Below are 19,167 nucleotides of genomic sequence, written 5' to 3'. Positions count from 1 at the left end.
CTAAACAGTTCGCCGTTATACTCGGCCCTCTGTTTTGGAGCCAGCATGATTTCTTTGCCGATTGATGAAGTTTTACCCGCCCTGCGCCAAGCCTTGGCCTCGCGCCACGAAGCCGTGCTCGAAGCGCCGCCCGGCGCCGGTAAAACCACCCGTGTTCCCCTGGCCTTGCTGAACGAGCCGTGGCTGGCCGGACAGACCATCCTGATGCTCGAACCCCGGCGCCTGGCGGCACGGGCGGCGGCCGAACGGCTGGCCAGCGAACTGGGGGAAAAGGTCGGCGAGACGGTCGGCTACCGGATTCGCCTCGAGAGCAAGGTCGGGCCCAAGACCCGCATCGAAGTGGTCACCGAAGGCATCCTCACCCGCCGCTTGCAGGACGACCCGGCGCTGGAAGGCGTGGGGCTGGTGATTTTCGATGAATTCCATGAACGCAGCCTCGACGCCGACCTGGCCCTGGCCCTGAGCCTCAACGGTCGGGAGTTGTTTCGCGACGAGCAGCCGCTGAAGATCCTGTTGATGTCCGCCACCCTGGAAGGCGAGCGCCTGGCCGGGTTGCTGGGCGACGCGCCGATCCTGCGCAGCGAAGGCCGCATGTTTCCGGTGACGGTGCGCTGGGGCCGGCCGTTCCAGCCCGGCGAGTTCATCGAGCCGCGGCTGGTGCAGACCGTGCTGGAAGCCCTGCACGATGAAACCGGCAGCGTCCTGGTGTTCTTGCCCGGGCAGGCGGAGATCCGCCGGGTTCATCAGCAACTGGCCGAGGCATTGGGTGAGGGCGGCACTGTGTTGCTCTGTCCGTTGCACGGCGAACTGGACCTCGCCGCCCAACGCGCCGCCATCGACCCGGCGCCCCCCGGCCAGCGCAAAGTGGTGTTGGCCACCAACATCGCTGAGACCAGCTTGACCATCAACGGCGTGCGGGTGGTGATCGACGCCGGACTGGCCCGGGTGCCGCGTTTTGATCCGGGCAGCGGCATGACCCGTCTCGACACCCAGCGCATTTCCCGGGCCAGCGCCACCCAGCGGGCCGGTCGTGCTGGGCGCCTGGAACCGGGTGTGTGTTACCGGTTGTGGTCCGAAGACCAGCATGAACAATTGGCCGCTTACGGCAGCGCGGAGATTCTGTCGGCGGACCTGGCCGGGTTGGCCCTGCAACTGGGGCGTTGGGGCGTGACGCCGCCGCAACTGGTCTGGCTCGACGTTCCGCCTGCCGCTGCGTATGCCCAGGCCCAAGACCTGCTGCAACGCCTGGGCGCGCTGGAGGGCGAGCAACTGACCCGTCACGGCCAGGCCATGGCCGAACTGCCGGCCCACCCGCGTATCGCCCATCTGCTGTTGCGCGGCCAGGCGCTGGGGCTGGCGGACATGGCCTGCAATGTCGCCGCACTGTTGGGCGAGCGCGACATTCTCCGTGGTGCCGGCGCGGACCTGCACAGTCGCCTGGCCTTGCTGTCCGGCGAAGAACGCGCCGCGCGGGGCGCCCAGGGTGGGGTGCAACGGGCCCGGCAATTGGCTCGGCAGTATCGCGGCTACCTGCGGGGCAAGGCCGAAGAAGCCGTGGCCGATCCCGATCATCCGCGCTGGCTCGGCGCCTTGCTGGCGTTGGCCTACCCGGACCGTGTCGCCCAGCAGCGCCGGCCCGGCGGCGCGGAATATCGTTTGGCCAATGGTCGTGCGGCGCTGTTTGCCGAGGCCGACAGCCTGATGAAACAGCCGTGGTTGGTGATCGCCGATTTGGGCAGTCGCCAGGGCCAGCGCGAAGAGCGAATCTATCTGGCGACGAATTTCGACCCGGCGCTGTTCGATTCGGTGCTGGCCGAGCAAGTGCGCACCGTGGACCAACTGGATTGGGACGAGCGCGAAGGCGTGCTGCGGGCCGAGCGCCAGCGCAAGGTCGGCGAACTGGTGCTCAGCCGCGAACCGCTGACCGGCCTGGATGAGTCGGCCCGTAGCCAGGCCTTGGTGAACCTGGTGCGGCGCAAGGGCCTGGAATTATTGCCCTGGACCCCGGAACTGCGGCAATGGCAGGCGCGGGTGGCGCTGCTGCGGCGCCTGGACCTGGACGCCAAGGGCGAGAGCGAGTGGCCAGACGTCAGCGACAGCGCCTTGCTGGACAGCCTCGAGCATTGGTTGATGCCGTATCTGGGCCGCGTCTCGCGCCTCAGCCATTTCGCCAACCTGGACCTGTCGAGCTTCGTTCACAACCTGTTGCCCTGGCCCCTGCCGCAACGCTTGGATGAACTGGCGCCGCACCATTTGAGCGTGCCCTCGGGTTCGTCGATCCGCCTGGATTACAGCGAGCATCCACCGATCCTCGCGGTGCGCCTGCAGGAACTCTTCGGCCTGGCCGACACCCCGCGCATTGCCGGCGGCCGGCAGGTGGTCAAGTTGCACCTGCTGTCGCCAGCGCGGCGGCCGGTGCAGGTGACCCAGGATTTGGCGAACTTCTGGCGCAGCACCTATGCCGAGGTGAAGAAGGACCTCAAGGGGCGTTATCCCAAGCATTATTGGCCAGATGATCCCTTGGTGGCGGAGGCGACGGCGCGGGTCAAGCCGCGTAAGTGAGCTGATTCAAGATCCAACACAGATCCACTGTGGGAGCGAGCTTGCTCGCGATGGCGCAGTGTCAGTCAACATTGGTGTTGCTGATCCACCGCTATCGCGAGCAAGCTCGCTCCCACAGGTGTTCGGCGGTGAGTCCGCTAAGGCGCGGCCGGTAACAGGAACCGCGCAATCACCGGCAAGTGATCGGAGATGCGCAAGGTATCGTCCTGCCTTACCTGGGCCTGGACCCGTTTGATGCGCGGGCTGTAGAACAGGTAGTCGACGGTGCGGTCGGGGCCGTTGAGGCCGGGGTCGTTCGGGTAGTGGGTCAGCCAATGTTCGCGGTCGATGCCGCTGGCTTCGTTGTTGGTGGGGATCATCGGGTATTTGTCCCACAGCAGGTGCAGCGGGCTGTCGGCGGAGTAGGGCGTGCGTTGCTCGGACGGCAGGCGCCGGTACTGGCCCAGGGGCAGCAGGTTGAAGTCGCCGCCGATCAGCCAGGGCGTGCCCGCGGATTCGAATTTATCCACTGCCTTGGTGACGGCGGCGATTTGCTTGGGCAGGGTGTCGTCCGGCTCGGAGGCCCGTTCCAGATGGGTGTTGAGCACCGCCAGTTGGCCGCCGTCGCTCAGCGCCAGATAACTCACCAACAAAGCGTTTTTTGGCTGGAACTGACGGCTGATGAAGTTGGCGTCGGCCACCGGCAGTTGCACCCGTTCGGCATGGTCGATGCGGTAGCGACTCAGGGTCGCCAGTTGCCGGCCGACACTGCCGAAGATGCGCGGGTTGGGGATGAAGTCGGCCTTCCAGTCGAAGGCGCTGGTGCCGCACGGATAGAGGTCGGCCAGGCGTTCCTGTAGCAGCTTGAGCTGGTCCTGGTAATCGCTGGCCTTGGCGCCCTTGTCCAGTTCCTGGAGCAACACGATGTCCGGTTGTTCGTCGCGAATGACCCGGGCCACTTCGTCGAGGCTGAAGGCCATGTCCTCCAAGGTCGGGCTTTCATCGTCGCCCTGGGCCAGGTCGTGCCAGAACACGTAGCGCTTGCCGGCGAGGAACTGGACGTTCCAGGTCATCACCTTCAAGGCCTGGCCGGGCACCAGCGCTGCTGCGTTGGCAGTGCAGCTGACGGGCAGTGCTTCCCGGGCCTGGGGGCGCCAGGTCAGGCCATAGGTTGCAAAGGCACCGATGCCGACAATCAACAGCAGGCCCAGCAAGGCGTGGCGCAGTAGACGGGTCATGGCTTGGGTTTTTCTGCAATCAGCATGAACATTCGGAACAACACCACGGTGGTGAACAATTGCAGGAAACTGTGGAGGCTGTCGATCAACAAGCTGATCAACGGATTCTGCGGCGGCGGATACACCGAGACGCTGGCGCCCTTGAGCAACCACAGCGGGACCATGACGGCCAGGATGCAGAGCAGGATTCGCCAGAAATGGCCTCGGCTCAGGCGTGCGCTTTCCTTCATGGCGGCCAGTGGCGCCAAGCCTTTCAACACCAACAGGTATTCACCGAAGGCCAGGACGACCATCAGCCACAGCCCTGGCAGGAAGTACAAGGAGATGCCGATCAGGATCAGCAACGTGTTGAGAGCGGTCAGCAAGGCAAAGCGCGGCCACTGGAGCAGGGCGGCGGCAAGCAGGTCTCGCGTGCGTGGCGCTTCACCACGGCTGCGGGCATCGAGAAACAGAATCAGCGCCGCGGTGTACAGCGGATAGACCAATAACCCAACGATGACGCTGTAGCCGGAAAAACCGTCGGCCCCCAGGGCGTTGTCCACCCCTTGTTGCAGCACGGCCTCAAGTATCACCAGCGGCAAGCACAACTGGGCGATCCGGCCCAGATGGCGCTTGAAAAAATACAAGGAGTCACGCAGTACTTCTAACGGATTCATGGGTCGGTATCGCAGTTCAAAAAAAGCGGTCCGACACTTTACCCATCAGGTGACCGCAGAAACAAACGTAAACATCAGGTAAAGACCATTGAAAGCTTTTCGACGCGCCCCATTACTGATGGGCACCGGTCTTCGGGATCGGAATGGTTTCTACCCGGCAATCGAATGAGGTCGCCATGAACAGCGAAGAACAAACCCTGATCGATGGACTGTTTTCACGGCTGCAACAGGCCGAAAAGGATTCAGCCCCGCGCGATGCCCAGGCCGAGGCGCGGATCAAGGAGCACCTGGCGAGCCAGCCAGCGGCGGGCTATTTCATGGCCCAGGCGATCCTGGTGCAGGAGGCCGCGATCAAGCGCCTCGATGAGCAGAACAGGCAGCTCTCCCAACAGGTCGAGCAGTTGCAGGCCGAGCTGCAACAGGCTCGCAAGCAAGCGCCGGCGTCCAGCGGTGGCGGTGGTTTCCTCTCGAGTATTTTCGGCGGTAGCCCGCGGGATTCGCGCCCGGCGAGCGCACCGCCCTCCAGCGGTGGTGGTTGGCGCGAACCGGCACCGTCGTCCTTCAATGCCCCGGCGCAGCAGGGTTTCGGCGCGCCGCCCGGCAATTATGGCGCGCCGCAGCAGCAGGCCCCGGCAGCGGGCAGCTTCCTCGGCGGCGCGCTGAAAACCGCGGCGGGCGTGGCCGGTGGCGTGATGCTGGCCCAGGGCATCAGCAGCCTGTTCCACAGCAACCAGCAACCGCAGGAAATCGTCGAGATCCTCAAGGAAGAACCGGCGCAACCGGTCAACGACACCACTGACAGCGGTTGGGGCGATGACCAGCGTATGGCCGATAACGACGCCTACGGTAACGACCCGGGCGGCTTCAGCGACGCGGACTACACCGACGATTCATCTTCCTTCGGCGACGACGACTCCTTCGTCTGAGCTGCCATTCGTCCGGGGCGCCCTGGCGCCTCGGGCCGATTATTCGCGGAACAATCCCTCTGGCTGGCATACTGGGCGACTTTTCGGCCCTGGTGGTCTGCCTGCGTGTGCATCCAAGAGGAAACGCGGTGAAAAAAATTGCAGTGTTCGCCGATGTCCAGAACCTCTACTACACCGTGCGCCAGGCTTATGGTTGCCATTTCAACTATGCCGCGCTGTGGGCCGATGTCAGCAAACAGGGGCAGATCGTCGAGGCCTACGCCTATGCGATCGATCGCGGTGACAGCAAGCAGCAGCAGTTCCAGCAGATCCTGCGCAACCTGGGTTTCATCGTGAAGCTCAAGCCCTACATCCAGCGCAGCGACGGCTCGGCCAAGGGCGACTGGGACGTGGGCATCACGCTGGACATCATGGACGCCGCCGACCACGTCGATGAAGTGGTGCTGGCCTCCGGCGATGGCGATTTCGACATGCTGCTCGAACGCATCATCAACAAGCACGGCATCCAGGCCGTGGCCTATGGCGTGCCGGGGTTGACCGCCAACTCGCTGATCCGCGCCGCCAGTCGCTATGTGCCCATCGAAGGCGCGTTGTTGCTCAAGAATTGATTTTCACGGAGTTAAAAAGGTTTGGAACGCATCGCAGTCATCGACTTTGAAACCACCGGCATCACCCCGAGCAGCAGTTGCCGGGCCACTGAAATCGCGGTGGTGATGCTCGAACAAGGCCGGATCGTCGACCGCTACCAGAGCCTGATGAATGCCGGTGTACGCGTCCCAGCCTTCATCGAACAACTGACCGGCATCAGCAACGCCATGTTGCGCAGCGCACCGTCGGCGGAAAAGGTCATGAACGAGGTCAACGAGTTTGTCGGCACCACGCCGCTGCTGGCCCACAACGCTGCGTTCGACCAGAAGTTCTGGGATTTCGAGCTGGGACGCATCAAGCGCACCCGCTTGCAGAATTTTGCCTGCTCACTGTTGCTGGCCCGGCGCTTGATGCCGGCGGCGCCGAACCACAAGCTCGGCACACTCAACACGTTCGCCGGCTTGCCCCACACCGGCCAGGCTCACCGGGCCATGGCCGACGCCGAAATGGCTGCCAACCTCACCGCGCACCTGGCTGCGGAACTGCGGCAGAAGCACGGGCTGCGGGAGCTGTCCCATGATCTGCTGTGCAGTTTGCAGAAGGTGCCGGCGGCGAAGATCAACGAGCATCTCAAGCGGCATCGCGGGTTCTAAGCACACCACAAAACAAAAACTGTGGGAGCGAGCTTGCTCGCGATAGCGGTGTGTCAGTCAATAGAGAGGCTGACTGATCCGACGCTATCGCGAGCAAGCTCGCTCCCACAGTTTCGATCAGCGTTACTTGCCGTTACCTTCCAACTGCCCCAACGGCACGCGCTTTTCAATGGCGCTGGACAGCACGATCGAGGTCTTGCTGAAGCCGAACTTGGCGATGCGGTTGATCAATTCTTCCAGCTCGGGCATCGAGCCGACTGCCGCTTGCATGATCACGCACGGATCCCCGGTGACCCGATGGCATTCGGTCAGTTGTGGGATCTTGCACAGTTCGTCGTAGGTCTTCTGGTTGCCGTGCTGGTTCATGCGCAGTTCGATGACGCATTGCACTGGCAGGCCGATCTTGGCCATGTCGACCTTGGCTTGATAGCCGGTGATGACGCCGCTGGTTTCCAGTTTGCTGACCCGCTCGGCCACGGCCGGGGCTGACAGGTTCACTTTGCGGGCCAGTTCAGCGTAGGACGCACGACCGTTTTCCAACAAGGCGCTGAGTAGCATGCGGTCGTATTTATCCACAGGTAGGCTTCCAAATGACGTGACTTTCGAAAGCGCGATTTATAGCGCCGAACGCCGTGTTTTGAAAAGTGTATGGCTTGGATAAACAGGTTTTGTAACTTAAATTCCGTCTGTCGCCTTTCTAGAATAACGTCTCTCATTGTCCTGACTTCGAGTTGAACATGCCTGGCACACGCCGTTTTCCCCTGCCCTTGATCGCTGCCTTCTTCGCCTTGTACGTCATCTGGGGTTCGACCTACCTGGTGATTCGTATCGGCGTGGAGCATTGGCCGCCGTTGCTGCTGGCCGGGATTCGTTTTGTGCTGGCCGGTTCGCTGATGTACGGCTTCCTGCGCTGGCGTGGGGCGCCGGCACCGACCTGGGCGCAGTGGAAGGCCGGGGCGATCATTGGCGTGCTGCTGCTCAGTTTTGGCAATGGCGCGGTGAGTGTCGCCGAGCACACGGGCGTGGCGTCCGGGGTCGCGGCATTGGCGGTGGCGACGGTGCCTTTGTTTACCCTGTTGTGCGGCTATTTCTGGGGCGCGCGTAATACGCGTCTGGAATGGGCGGGCATTGTGCTGGGGTTGATCGGCATCGCCATGCTCAACCTCGGTTCCAACCTGCAGTCCAGCCCGTTGGGCGCGACCTTGCTGGTGTTCGCGGCGGCGTCCTGGGCCTTTGGCTCGGTGCTGAGCAAACATTTGCCGTTACCGGCCGGGGCGATGGCCAGTGCCGTGGAAATGCTGGTGGGCGGTGTGGTCCTGTTGATCGGCAGCTTCGCCAGCGGCGAACACCTGGACAGCATGCCGCCGCTGGAAGGTTGGTTGGCCTTGTTCTACCTGATCGGCTTCGGTTCGATCATCGCCTTCAACGCCTACATGTACCTGCTCAAGCATGTGCGCCCGGCGGCGGCCACCAGTTATGCCTACGTCAACCCGGCCGTGGCGGTGCTGTTGGGCATCGTGTTTGCCGGTGAAACCATCGGCATCGAGGAGGCCCTGGCGATGTTGGTGATCATCAGTGCCGTGGTGTTGATCGGCTTGCCGCAGTGGCGCAAGCCCAAGCCTGCGCCGGCCGCCGCCTGATTTAGGGTAAACTGCCGCGCATTGCACACCTTGCGCTGATTTTTCCTACGGTACTTCCATGACTTTCGCCACCCTTGGCCTGATCGAACCCTTGTTGCGCGCCCTCGAGACGCTCGGCTACCAGACCCCGACCCCGGTTCAGGCCCAAGCCATGCCGGCGGTGCTCGCCGGTCGCGACCTGATGGCCGCGGCCCAGACCGGTACTGGCAAGACCGCCGGTTTTGCGGTGCCGCTGTTGCAGTTGCTGACCACTGAAGGGCCGAAGGTCGCGGCCAACTCGGTGCGGGCGCTGATCCTGGTGCCGACCCGTGAACTGGCTGAGCAGGTCCATGAAAGCGTGCGGCAGTACGCGCAGAACCTGCCGCTGAGCACCTACGCGGTCTACGGCGGCGTCAGCATCAACCCGCAGATGATGAAGTTGCGCAAGGGTGTCGACCTGCTGGTTGCCACGCCGGGTCGCTTGCTCGATCTGTTCCGCCAGAACGCGCTGAAGTTCAACCAGTTGCAGACCCTGGTGCTGGACGAAGCCGACCGCATGCTCGACCTGGGCTTCTCCGAGGAACTGGCGAATATCTACAAGGCGCTGCCGAAGAAACGCCAGACTCTGTTGTTCTCGGCGACCTTTTCCGATGCGATCCGCCTGTTGGCCGGGCAGATGCTCAACGATCCGCTGAGCATCGAAGTGAGCCCGCGCAACGTCGCCGCCAACACCGTCAAGCAATGGGTGGTGACGGTGGACAAGAAGCGCAAGGCGGAGTTGTTCGTGCACCTGATGCGCAAGAACAAGTGGAAGCAGGTGCTGGTCTTCGCCAAGACCCGCAACGGCGTCGATGCGCTGGTGGAAAAACTCCAGGGCCTGGGCGTCAACGCCGACGGCATCCACGGTGACAAACCCCAGGCCACCCGCCAGCGGGCGCTCGACCGCTTCAAGGCCAGCGAAGTGCAGATTCTGGTCGCCACTGACGTCGCTGCTCGTGGCTTGGACATCGAGGATTTGCCGTTGGTGGTGAACTTCGACCTGCCGATCGTCGCCGAAGATTACATCCACCGTATCGGCCGTACCGGTCGGGCGGGCGCCACCGGGCAGGCGATTTCCCTGGTCTGCGCTGACGAGGTGAATCTGCTGTCGGCCATCGAGATGCTGACCCGCCAGACGCTGGCTCGGCAGATGGAACAGGACTTCGAACCCGAGCATCGGGTGCCGGATACCGATGCCAGCGGCCAGGTGATCAAGAAGCCGAAAAAACCGAAGAAACCGAAAACCTCCGGGGGCGGCGGCAAGCGCAACCTGGGCAAGTGGGTGGACAGTGGCGACGCTGCGCCTGTGGAACCTTCGGTCAAGCCTGTGCGAAAAGTGCCGGTGTTCAATACTGGGCCGCGTAAGCGTAAGCCTTGATGATTTGCTGCGCCTGATAGACCGCTATCGCGAGCAAGCTCGCTCCCACAGTTGATAGGTGTACGCCGTCAATGTGGGAGCGAGCTTGCTCGCGATGGCCGCGCCTCGGTCTTCAATCCAGGCGCTGTAACCACTCCACCATCCCCAACCCCGCCGCCCGGCCGCTGGCAAAGCACGCCGTGAGCAGGTAGCCGCCGGTCGGCGCTTCCCAGTCGAGCATTTCCCCGGCGCAGAACACGCCGGGCAGGTGCTTGAGCATCAGGCGTTCATCCAAGGCCTCGAAGGTCACGCCACCGGCGCTGCTGATGGCTTCGTCCAGGGGACGAGGCTTCACCAGGGTGACCGGCAGGGCCTTGATCGCCTGGGCCAGCCGCGCCGGGTCAGTGAAACACTCGGCCGGCGTGAGCTCGCGCAACAGTGCCGCCTTGATGCCATCGATCCCCAACTGGCTGTGCAAGTGCTTGGCCATCGAGCGTGAGCCGCGCGGTTTGTTCAAGGCCTGGAGGATTTTATCCACAGGCCGGCCCGGCAACAGGTCCAGATGAACGGTCGCATGGCCATGCTGGTTGATGGCTTCACGAATGGGCGCCGACAGGGCATAGACCAGGCTACCTTCGAGGCCGGTGACGGTGATCACGCATTCGCCGAGGCGTGGCACATCGTCATTCAGGCCCATGGCGATGTTCTTCAGCGGGGCGCCGGCGAATTTGCTGATCATCAAGTCGCTCCAGGCCTCGACCTCGAACCCGCAGTTGCTCGGTTGCAACGGCGCCAGGGCCACGCCGCGTTGTTCCAGCGGTAGCATCCAGGCGCCATCGGAGCCCAGGCGCGCCCAACTGCCGCCGCCCAACGCCAGCAAGGTGGCCTGGGGGCGCAAGGTTTTTTCGCCTTCCGGCGAGGCGATGCGCAAGCTGCCGTCGGGGTTCCAGCCGAGCCAGCGGTGACGGGTGTGAATCGCCACACCGGCATCACGCAGGCGCTTGAGCCAGGCGCGCAATAGCGGCGCGGCTTTCATGTCGGTGGGAAATATCCGCCCGGAGCTGCCGACAAAGGTGTCGATGCCCAGCCCGTGAATCCAGGTGCACAACTCGTCCGCCCCGAATGTTCGCAGCAGTGGCGCGAGGTTGGGCGCGCGTTCGGCGTAGCGGGACAGGAAGGCCGGGAACGCTTCGGAGTGGGTGATGTTCATGCCGCCCACGCCGGCCAGCAGGAATTTGCGGCCCACCGATGGCATGCCGTCGTACAGATCGACCTGCAAGCCGGCCTGGCTCAATACCTCGGCCGCCATCAGGCCGGCGGGGCCGCCGCCGATGATGGCGATGTTTGAGGGGGAGGGCTTGGCGGTCGAGGTCATGATGTGAACTGTGGGGGCTGGGCTAGGCGGGGCATTCTATCAGCACAAATCCCTGTGGGAGCGAGCTTGCTCGCGATGGCGGTGTGTCAGTGGCATTGATGTAACGGGTCCACCGCTATCGCGAGCAAGCTCGCTCCCACAGAGGAATGCAGGTGTTCTTGAGAACTCTGATCAAAAAACAGCCAAGCTTCTGTACGCTACAGGCGGCATAGCCTGTAGGCCGTTTCGCTCAGGTTATCCACAAGCCGCTCCACAGGCATTGTGGGTAAAGCCCAGGTTTCAGTGACAACCTGATGACGTCCAGACCCTTTGTGCGCTGTGGTGCAGGATTCCGTGGCGGCGGGCCAGGGCCTGGCGATCCTTGCTGTAGCCACCGCCGATCACCCCGACCACCGGGATGTCGCGTCCCAGGCAATGGCGCATGACGCTCTCGTCCCGGGCGGCGAGGCCTTCGTCCGTCAGCTTCAGGTAACCGAGGGCGTCATCCTTGTGCACGTCGACGCCGGCGTCATACAACACCAGGTCCGGTTGATAGAGCGGCAGCAGGTAGTTGAGCGCATCGTCCACCACGTTCAGGTAAGCGGCGTCGCCCATGCCCATCGGCAGCGGGATGTCCCAGTCGCTTTGCGCCTTGCGTGCGGGAAAATTCTTTTCGCAGTGCAAGGAAACTGTCACGGCGTCCGGGGTGTCATGGAGTATTCGAGCGGTGCCGTCGCCCTGATGCACATCGCAATCGAAGATCAGCACCCGCGACACCCGGCCGCTGGCCAGGAAATAACGGCTGATCACCGCCAGATCGTTGAAAATGCAGAACCCGGCCGGGTGGTCGTAGTGGGCGTGGTGGGTACCGCCGGCCAAGTGACAGGCCAAGCCGTGTTCGAGGGCTTGCTCGGCGGCCAGGAGCGAACCGCCGACGGCGCGCACCGTTCGGCGGGCCAGGGCCTCGCTCCAGGGCAGGCCCAGTCGCCGTTGGTCTTCGCGGGACAGCTCGCCGCCCATGTAGCGCTCGATATACGCGCGGTCGTGAGCCAGGGCGAGAATGTCCGGCGGACACAGTGAGGGGCGCAACAGGTCCGCATCGCGGGTCAGGCCGCTCTCCACCAGGTGGTCGCGCAACAGGCGAAACTTGTCCATGGGGAAGCGGTGTTCCGCCGGGAATTCGGGGCTGTAGTCTTCGTGATAGATCAGCGGTAGCGGCATGGTGTTTTCAGTGGTGATTGAGCCACGAATCCTACCAGCGATGTAGACTCTGAGGGCATGGAGGGGAGTGAAGATGGAGCCGATACTGGAACTGGAAAGCGCACGGCTGATATTGCGGCAGTGGCGCGACGATGATTTGCCGGCGTTTGCGGCCATGTCTGCCGATCCGCAAGTGATGCGTTATTTTCCGGCACCCTTGAGTCGCCTGGAAAGCGCTGCGTTGATTGGCCGTGTGCGCGGGCATTTTGCCGAGCATGGTTTTGGTTTGTGGGCGTTGGAGCGCAAGGACACCGGGGCTTTCATTGGCTTTACCGGGCTGGGCGTGGTCGGGTTCGACGCGCCTTTCACGCCAGCGGTGGAGATCGGCTGGCGCCTGGCGCGCGAGCATTGGGGGCTCGGTTATGCCAGCGAAGCGGCGTGGACCGCGCTGCGCTGTGCCTTCGACCGCCTGGGGTTGGATGAAGTGGTGGCGTTTACCGCTGTGGATAACCTGCCGTCGCAGAAGGTCATGCAGGCTATCGGCATGCAGCATGATCCTGCCGATGATTTTGAACACCCAAAACTCGCGGTCGATCATCCATTGCGTCACCATGTGCTTTATCGCATCAATCGTGAGCAATGGTTGCAGACCCTTCACGGTTAGCCGACATGGACGTTTACAATGCCCGCCAGAATGGCCTGGGCCAACAATCGATCCATCGCCGCGGCGTAGACTGCGGCAATTGCGCTGTGTGAGGAAAGTCTGAATGAGCCACGTGTTGGAAGATCTGGTCGACCTGCTGACCCTGGAACCGATCGAAGAGAACCTGTTTCGCGGTCGCAGCCAGGACCTGGGGTTTCGCCAGCTGTTCGGCGGCCAGGTACTGGGCCAGTCGTTGTCGGCGGCCAGCCAGACCGTGGAAGAGGCGCGCCATGTGCATTCGATGCACGGTTATTTCCTGCGTCCAGGCGATGCCGCGCTGCCGGTGGTCTACCAGGTGGACCGGGTGCGTGACGGTGGCAGTTTCAGCACCCGCCGGGTGACGGCGATCCAGAAGGGCAACCCGATCTTCACCTGCAGCGCCTCGTTCCAGTATGACGAGCAGGGTTTCGAGCACCAGAGCACCATGCCGCAAGTCGTCGGCCCGGAGAACCTGCCGTCCGAGCTGGAGCTGACCCAGCAGCGCGCGCACCTGTTGCCCGAGCACATGCGTGAAAAACTGCTGTGCCCCAAGCCGATCGAAGTCCGCCCGGTCACCGAAAAAGACCCGTACAACCCACAACCGGCCGACCCGGTGAAATACGTGTGGTTCCGTGCCGATGGCGCCTTGGCGGACATCCCGGCCCTGCACAAATACCTGTTGGCCTACGCGTCGGACTTCGGCCTGCTGACCACCTCGATGCTGCCCCACGGCAAATCGGTGTGGCAGAAGGACATGCAGGTCGCCAGCCTCGATCACGCGTTGTGGTTCCACGCTGACCTGCGCGCCGATGACTGGTTGCTCTACGCCATGGACAGCCCGTGGGCCGGCAATTCCCGTGGTTTCTCCCGTGGCAGCGTGTTCAATCGCGCTGGGCAACTGGTGGCGTCGGTCACCCAGGAAGGCCTGATTCGCCACCGCAAGGACTGGGCATGAGCCTGGCCGAGGTTCGTCACTGGGTGTTCGACATGGATGGCACGCTGACCATCGCCGTGCATGATTTCGCGGCGATCCGCGTGGCCCTGGCGATTCCGGCCGAAGATGACATTCTCACTCACCTGGCAGGGTTGCCCGCTGAGGAGGCCGCGGCCAAGCATGCCTGGTTGCTGGAACACGAGCGGGACCTGGCGCTGGGCTCCAAGCCTGCGCCGGGGGCGGTCGAATTGGTGCGTGAGCTGGCCGGGCGCGGCTATCGCCTGGGGGTCCTGACCCGCAACGCCCGTGAGCTGGCCCACGTGACCCTGGAGGCCATTGGCCTGGCGGACTGTTTCGCGGTGGACGATGTGCTGGGCCGCGACGAAGCACCGCCCAAGCCGCATCCCGGTGGCCTGTTGAAACTGGCCGAGGCCTGGAACGTGGCGCCGGACACGATGGTGATGGTGGGCGACTACCGCTTCGACCTGGATTGCGGACGTGCGGCGGGGGCGCGGACGGTGCTGGTGAATTTGCCGGACAATCCATGGCCGGAGCTGACGGATTGGCATGCGCGGGATTGCCTTGAGTTGCGGCGGATGTTGTCGGCTTGAGATTGATATTGGCTGGCTAGCCGCCATCGCGAGCAAGCTCGCTCCTACAGTAGATGTGTGACGAACACAGAAAACCTGTGGGAGCGAGCTTGCTCGCGATGAGGCCCTATCAGTCGCCACAAGGCTCACTGCCCAAACAACACCCTCAACCCCTCCGGCGAATTGAACATCCCATCCCCATCATGCCCGACCCCGGGCACTTCGATCAGCCGCTGGTTCAGCCCCTCGGGATGGCGCCGGGTCAGGTAGTCGAAAAAGAAATGCCCACGCAGTAATCGATACGCGCCTTGGGTCTGTGCTTCACAACCCTTGTCCAACGCCGGATGCTCCGGATCGATGTCCTGCTGCCCGAGCAGATAAACGATATCGCGCTTGACGTAGTGTTCCTCCAGCTGGGCGGGCGTTCGCCCGGCGGCATAGGCGGGCAGGTCCTGCAGGCCGTATTTCCAGCGGTTGAAGCCCGGGCAACTGGCGGCGTCGAAGGCCATGGGCCGTTGCGTATCGAAGTAGGCATAGGACGACGGGTTGGCGATGACGAAACGCGGGTTGATCCGGTATTGACCTTGGGCGAGCAGGGCATAGCGCTGCACGACCTGGGCGCCGCCGGAATGACCGGCGATGACGATTTCCTTTACTTCGGGAAATTGCTGCCGGTCACTGACCCGCGCGACGATGTCGTCGAGGACTTGGAAGGAGCTGACCGGGTTGGGCCCCGTGGACAGGCCTGCGGCCATCCAATCATTGCCCTGCCAGCGCAGTAGATCATTGGGCAACGTGTGGCGAGCCACGTCCTGCTCGTTGAGGAATTGCGGGGCGATGACCAGCGTCGTGCCCTGTTGCCCGGCCTGCCCGGCAGCTTTTTCGGCGCTGTGCAGGTAGGTGTCGGCGTTGCGCAGCCGACCATGAAGAATGATCAGCACGCGTTGAATGGACGCCGGGGGCGGGCTGACGGCGACGGCCATGGCACCGCCCTTGAGTTGCAGGCGCCCCTGGGCGACCACGTTGACGCCGTGTTCATCGGCCTGGGCTGCGGCGCAGCACAGCACCAGCCCGATCAACGCCCACCCCTTCATCTACAGGGTTTTCGCCGCGAACGTGTCGCACTGACTGACCTGGCCCTGGGCGAAGCCGGTCTTGAACCAACGCACCCGCTGCGCCGACGTACCGTGGGTGAAGGAGTCCGGCACCACGCGGCCCTGGCCTTGCTGCTGCAAGCGGTCGTCACCGATGGCATTGGCGGCGGTCAAGGCCTCTTCGATGTCTCCCGGTTCCAGCCAGTTCAGGCGTTTCTGCGCATGGTTGGCCCAGACCCCGGCCAGGCAATCGGCCTGCAACTCCTGGCGCACCAACAAGCCGCCGTCGCCTTCCATCTGCCGGCCTTGCTGGCGTGCTTCCTGGATTTTCGCCGACACGCCGAGCAGCGTCTGCACATGGTGGCCGACTTCGTGGGCAATGACGTAGGCCTGGGCGAAGTCGCCGGCGGCGGCAAAGCGTTGGGACATTTCCTTGAAGAAACTCATGTCCAGGTAGACCTGCCGGTCCGCCGGGCAATAGAACGGCCCGGTCGCCGAGGAGGCCAGGCCGCAGGCCGAATTGACCCGACCGCTGAACAGCACCAGTTTGGGTTGCTGGTATTGGCGTCCCGCCTGCTGGAAGACTTGGCCCCAGGTGTCTTCGGTATCGCCGAGGATCGAGCGCACGAACTCGGCCTGTTCGTCGTTGGCCGGTGGCGCCTGGCGGGTTTGTGACGTGGCGGGCGCGGACTGGTCCATCTGCCCGGCCAGTTGCCCGAGAATCTGCATCGGGTCCTGGCCGGTGATCCAGCCGATGCCGACGATCAGGAGAATGGCCGTCAGGCTCAATCCCTTGCCGCCGCCAAAACGCATTCCGCCACCGCCCCCACCATCACCACGGGCGTCCACCACGTTGTCACTGCGGCGACCTTTTTTCCATAACATGTGGGATATCCTCTAAATGACGCTGCGAGAAATGACTGCTGTGGCGGTGAGTCTAGCTTTTAGGCGCCCAAGGTGCGCGCCGCGCTTGTGCTGTCAGGCAACGGACACGGGTTTTGGTTCATCGAAGTGCCGATCCTGCCTGGCGCCGGAATTTTCATTACACTGCCGATTCAGAACTTATCGGCATGCTCGCTGGCCCAACAACTGCATCGTGCGTCACGGCCCTTACATCAAGCAACGCAGGTTTCCCTCATGACCGTCAGCACACCGCTCTCCGGCGTCAATCAGGCTTTCAAGGGCATCGTGCTAATCCTGGCCGCAACGTTCCTGTTCTCCAGTCATGACGCGTTGTCCAAATACCTGTCCGGTTTTTATCCGATCGTCATGGTGGTCTGGGCGCGTTACGTGGTGCATACGTTGTTGATGGCGGGTATTTTCCTGCCGCGCTCGGGGCTGCGGGTGCTGCGTACCAAGCGCCCGTTGTGGCAGTTGGCCCGGGCGTTGTGCCTGCTGGGCACCAGTCTGTTTTTCACCACTGCGTTGATGTTCATACCTCTGGCGGAGGCGACGGCGGTCAACTTCCTGGCGCCCGTACTGGTGACCGCGCTGTCGGTGCCATTGCTGGGCGAACGGGTGACGCGCGGTCAATGGATCGCGGTGATCTTCGGTTTCATCGGGGTGTTGATCATCGTCCATCCCGGCGGCGATCTGTTCACCCCGGCGGTGCTGTTACCGTTCTGTTCGGCACTGTTTTTCTGCTTCTACCAACTGCTCACGCGCAAGCTCAGCGAGATCGACAGCCCGACCACCAGCAATTTCTTCGCCGGCCTGTGCAACACGTTGGTGATGAGCGCGCTGGTGCCGTTCTTCTGGCAGGTGCCGAGCCTGATGCACGGGGCGATGATGTTGGCGCTGGGGGCCTGCGGGATGACGGCGCACCTGATGCTGACCCAGGCTTTCCGCTTTGCCGCCCCGGCGCTGCTCGCGCCGTTCGGGTATTGCCAGATCGTGTTTGCCGGCCTGCTGGGTTGGTTGTTGTTCAACCACACGCCGACGCTGACCACCGTGGTGGGCATCGTCTTGATCTGCTTGAGTGGGTTGGCGGCGGCGTGGCAACAGCGGCGGGCGTAACCGCTGACAAACCCTTTTGTGGCTAGCACAGCACTCTCTGGGCTAGCACAGCCCCCAGTGGCGAGGGAGCTTGCTCCCGCTGGGCCGGTCCGACGCTTCGGGCGAAGCGGCCCTCGCTTTTTTGCGATTGCTGCGCAATCGAGCGGGAGCAAGCTCCCTCGCCACAGGTGAATCGCTACCCGTTAGCGTGTGGACAGTCAGTTTTCCAGGGTAGGCACCTTGCGCGGCGCCATGAAGTACAGCCAGGTCAGGGCAATGAAGTACATCGCCGGAATCAAGGTGAACAGCACCGTGTAATTGTTATTGGTGATCGTGAGAATGTGGCCCACCAGTTGGGTCATGAACATCCCGCCGATGGCCGCGCACATGCCGCCGAAGCCGAACACCGTGCTCATCATGTGCTTGGGCGTGTAGTCCATCACCAGGCTCCAGATGTTGGCGGTCCAGGCCTGGTGCGCGCCGATGGCCAGGGAAATGGCGAACACCGCCATCCACAGGCTGCTGGAACCCGCGGCCATGATCACGCCGATGATGCAGCAGGCGAACAGCAGCATGGACACCAGGCGCGCCTTGATCGGGTCGAGGCCGCGGCCGATCAGGAACGACGACAGGATCCCGCCGCCGACGCTGCCGAAGTCGGCGGTGAGGTAGATGATGATCAGCGGGATGCCCATCTGGGTCACGTTGATGCCCAGGTTGTATTGCTGGTTCAGGAACGGCGGCAACCAGTAGAGGTAGAACCAGAACACCGGCGCGGTGATCGAGTAGGCCAGGGCGAACGCCCACGTGCCGCGCATGCGCAGGATGCGCGAGAACGGTACGCGGACCGGGTCCGGTTCGTCCTGGGCCTGGATGTAGTCCAGCTCCGACTGTTTGACGGTGGGATGGTCTTCAGGGTTGAAGTACTTCAGGCCCCAGAACAGCAGCCAGATCCCGCCCAGCGCGGCCATGCACAGGAACGCCGCCTGCCAGCCCCATACGTGCAGGACCAGTGGCAGCAGCATCGGCGTGAACATCGCACCGACGTTGGTTCCGGCGTTGAAAATACCGGTGGCGACAGCCCGTTCGCCCGCCGGGAACCACAGCCGGGTGGTCTTCACGCAGGCCGGGTAGTTGGCGGCTTCGGTAAGGCCGAGAATGAAACGGCAAACCATGAAGCCCACTGCCGACGTGGCCAGGCCGTGGGCGCCGGTCGCCAGGCTCCACAGCAGCACGGCGCAGAAGAACACGCGCTTGACGCCGATCCGGTCGATCAGCCGCCCCTGCAACACGAAGCCAATGGCATACCCGACCTGGAACCAGAAGTTGATGTTGGCGTAATCCATCGCCGTCCAGCTCATTTCCTTGGCCAGGATCGGCTGCATGACGCCCAGGGCGGCACGGTCGATGTAGTTCAGGGTGGTGGCGAAAAACACCAGGGCGAGCATGCCCCAACGGGTCTTGCCCACGGCCATGGCGCCGCGGATCTTGTCACCGACGCTGCCGGTGGAGGCACCCAGGCCAGGGGCCAGGCGGGAACTTTGAGAGGGAATCATAGCGTGTACCCGTTTTTGAAATTCTTATGGTTGGTCTGGGTCTGTCCATCGAGATCGGCGGTCAGGGCCTGCGTCAATGTGGAAGCGATGGTGCGCAGTGAGCAAAAAATCGTCAATTCAGCCATGGGCATTGTGTTCGATAATC

Annotated in this window: 19 protein-coding genes; 10 read left to right on the top strand and 9 right to left on the bottom strand. The window is 63.2% G+C overall.

Features of this window, described 5'->3' with window-relative positions; genetic code table 11:
* Window positions 1-45: 45 nt before the first annotated feature.
* On the top strand, window positions 46-2,562 hold the full coding sequence (gene hrpB, locus J3P85_RS25710; RefSeq protein ID WP_434704012.1) for an ATP-dependent helicase HrpB: 2,517 nt from the start codon (window positions 46-48) through the stop codon (window positions 2,560-2,562).
* A gap of 137 nt (window positions 2,563-2,699) precedes the next feature.
* On the opposite strand, the gene J3P85_RS25705 is transcribed toward hrpB, so the two are convergent.
* Both J3P85_RS25705 and J3P85_RS25700 read right to left on the bottom strand, forming a co-directional pair.
* The gene (locus J3P85_RS25705; RefSeq protein WP_434704011.1) at window positions 2,700-3,779 is read right to left on the bottom strand and encodes an endonuclease/exonuclease/phosphatase family protein; all 1,080 of its coding nucleotides are present in this window, start codon (window positions 3,777-3,779) and stop codon (window positions 2,700-2,702) included.
* The gene (locus J3P85_RS25700) at window positions 3,776-4,435 is read right to left on the bottom strand and encodes a YciC family protein (protein ID WP_434704010.1); all 660 of its coding nucleotides are present in this window, start codon (window positions 4,433-4,435) and stop codon (window positions 3,776-3,778) included. The genes J3P85_RS25705 and J3P85_RS25700 overlap by 4 nt, the downstream gene beginning before the upstream one ends.
* Window positions 4,436-4,611: 176 nt before the next feature.
* Here J3P85_RS25700 and J3P85_RS25695 point away from each other — a divergent pair, with 176 nt between their 5' ends.
* The 3 genes from J3P85_RS25695 (at window position 4,612) to J3P85_RS25685 (ending at window position 6,602) form a co-directional block, all read left to right on the top strand.
* The gene (locus J3P85_RS25695; RefSeq protein ID WP_434704009.1) at window positions 4,612-5,361 is read left to right on the top strand and encodes a DUF2076 domain-containing protein; all 750 of its coding nucleotides are present in this window, start codon (window positions 4,612-4,614) and stop codon (window positions 5,359-5,361) included.
* 128 nt (window positions 5,362-5,489) lie between these two features.
* Window positions 5,490-5,969 (top strand): NYN domain-containing protein, encoded by a 480-nt coding sequence (locus J3P85_RS25690; protein WP_053125603.1) that lies wholly within the window; start codon window positions 5,490-5,492, stop codon window positions 5,967-5,969.
* A 21-nt stretch (window positions 5,970-5,990) separates the two neighbouring features.
* On the top strand, window positions 5,991-6,602 hold the full coding sequence (locus J3P85_RS25685; protein ID WP_250963293.1) for a 3'-5' exonuclease: 612 nt from the start codon (window positions 5,991-5,993) through the stop codon (window positions 6,600-6,602).
* Between the two features lie 123 nt (window positions 6,603-6,725).
* On the opposite strand, the gene J3P85_RS25680 is transcribed toward J3P85_RS25685, so the two are convergent.
* A complete protein-coding gene (locus tag J3P85_RS25680; RefSeq protein ID WP_053125600.1) occupies window positions 6,726-7,178 on the bottom strand; it encodes an Lrp/AsnC family transcriptional regulator in 453 nt (150 codons plus the stop codon).
* Window positions 7,179-7,339: 161 nt separating this feature from the next.
* Here J3P85_RS25680 and yedA point away from each other — a divergent pair, with 161 nt between their 5' ends.
* Complete coding sequence (gene yedA / locus J3P85_RS25675) at window positions 7,340-8,242, top strand: drug/metabolite exporter YedA (RefSeq protein ID WP_411385700.1); 903 nt, start codon at window positions 7,340-7,342, stop codon at window positions 8,240-8,242.
* Between the two features lie 58 nt (window positions 8,243-8,300).
* The gene (locus J3P85_RS25670; RefSeq protein ID WP_434574181.1) at window positions 8,301-9,638 is read left to right on the top strand and encodes a DEAD/DEAH box helicase; all 1,338 of its coding nucleotides are present in this window, start codon (window positions 8,301-8,303) and stop codon (window positions 9,636-9,638) included.
* Window positions 9,639-9,750: 112 nt separating this feature from the next.
* Here J3P85_RS25670 and J3P85_RS25665 read toward each other — a convergent pair whose 3' ends face one another.
* Window positions 9,751-10,992: a TIGR03862 family flavoprotein gene (locus J3P85_RS25665; RefSeq protein WP_434704007.1), complete on the bottom strand. Its 1,242-nt coding sequence runs from the start codon at window positions 10,990-10,992 to the stop codon at window positions 9,751-9,753.
* A gap of 279 nt (window positions 10,993-11,271) precedes the next feature.
* Window positions 11,272-12,192 carry a histone deacetylase family protein gene (locus J3P85_RS25660; protein WP_434704005.1) on the bottom strand — a complete coding sequence of 307 codons (921 nt, stop codon included), beginning with the start codon at window positions 12,190-12,192 and terminating at the stop codon, window positions 11,272-11,274.
* 73 nt (window positions 12,193-12,265) lie between these two features.
* Between J3P85_RS25660 and J3P85_RS25655 the strand changes: the two genes are divergently transcribed.
* The 3 genes from J3P85_RS25655 (at window position 12,266) to J3P85_RS25645 (ending at window position 14,398) form a co-directional block, all read left to right on the top strand.
* Window positions 12,266-12,835, top strand: a complete 570-nt coding sequence (locus J3P85_RS25655) for a GNAT family N-acetyltransferase (protein WP_207967007.1) — start codon at window positions 12,266-12,268, stop codon at window positions 12,833-12,835.
* 103 nt (window positions 12,836-12,938) lie between these two features.
* Window positions 12,939-13,808, top strand: a complete 870-nt coding sequence (gene tesB, locus J3P85_RS25650) for an acyl-CoA thioesterase II (protein ID WP_039594097.1) — start codon at window positions 12,939-12,941, stop codon at window positions 13,806-13,808.
* The gene (locus tag J3P85_RS25645) at window positions 13,805-14,398 is read left to right on the top strand and encodes an HAD family hydrolase (RefSeq protein WP_434704002.1); all 594 of its coding nucleotides are present in this window, start codon (window positions 13,805-13,807) and stop codon (window positions 14,396-14,398) included. The genes tesB and J3P85_RS25645 overlap by 4 nt, the downstream gene beginning before the upstream one ends.
* Before the next feature lie 125 nt (window positions 14,399-14,523).
* Here the strand turns inward: J3P85_RS25645 and J3P85_RS25640 are convergent, their stop codons facing one another.
* Together J3P85_RS25640 and ypfJ are read right to left on the bottom strand one after the other, a co-directional pair.
* Window positions 14,524-15,471: an alpha/beta hydrolase gene (locus tag J3P85_RS25640; RefSeq protein ID WP_434704000.1), complete on the bottom strand. Its 948-nt coding sequence runs from the start codon at window positions 15,469-15,471 to the stop codon at window positions 14,524-14,526.
* The gene (gene ypfJ, locus J3P85_RS25635; RefSeq protein ID WP_411385696.1) at window positions 15,472-16,356 is read right to left on the bottom strand and encodes a KPN_02809 family neutral zinc metallopeptidase; all 885 of its coding nucleotides are present in this window, start codon (window positions 16,354-16,356) and stop codon (window positions 15,472-15,474) included.
* Between the two features lie 252 nt (window positions 16,357-16,608).
* Here ypfJ and J3P85_RS25630 point away from each other — a divergent pair, with 252 nt between their 5' ends.
* Window positions 16,609-17,487, top strand: coding sequence for a DMT family transporter (locus J3P85_RS25630; RefSeq protein ID WP_186730609.1), 879 nt, complete (start codon window positions 16,609-16,611; stop codon window positions 17,485-17,487).
* A 197-nt stretch (window positions 17,488-17,684) separates the two neighbouring features.
* Here the strand turns inward: J3P85_RS25630 and J3P85_RS25625 are convergent, their stop codons facing one another.
* Together J3P85_RS25625 and J3P85_RS25620 are read right to left on the bottom strand one after the other, a co-directional pair.
* Window positions 17,685-19,022, bottom strand: a complete 1,338-nt coding sequence (locus tag J3P85_RS25625) for an MFS transporter (RefSeq protein ID WP_186706534.1) — start codon at window positions 19,020-19,022, stop codon at window positions 17,685-17,687.
* Complete coding sequence (locus J3P85_RS25620; RefSeq protein WP_434703997.1) at window positions 19,019-19,147, bottom strand: hypothetical protein; 129 nt, start codon at window positions 19,145-19,147, stop codon at window positions 19,019-19,021. The genes J3P85_RS25625 and J3P85_RS25620 overlap by 4 nt, the downstream gene beginning before the upstream one ends.
* Window positions 19,148-19,167: the final 20 nt, after the last annotated feature.

The organism is Pseudomonas sp. Z1-12, assembly GCF_051132015.1.
In the GTDB taxonomy this organism is placed as follows: Bacteria; Pseudomonadota; Gammaproteobacteria; order Pseudomonadales; family Pseudomonadaceae; genus Aquipseudomonas; species Aquipseudomonas zanjanensis.
The sequence above is the reverse complement of the archived record's forward strand: the minus strand, read 5'-3'. Positions and strand labels throughout refer to the sequence as shown.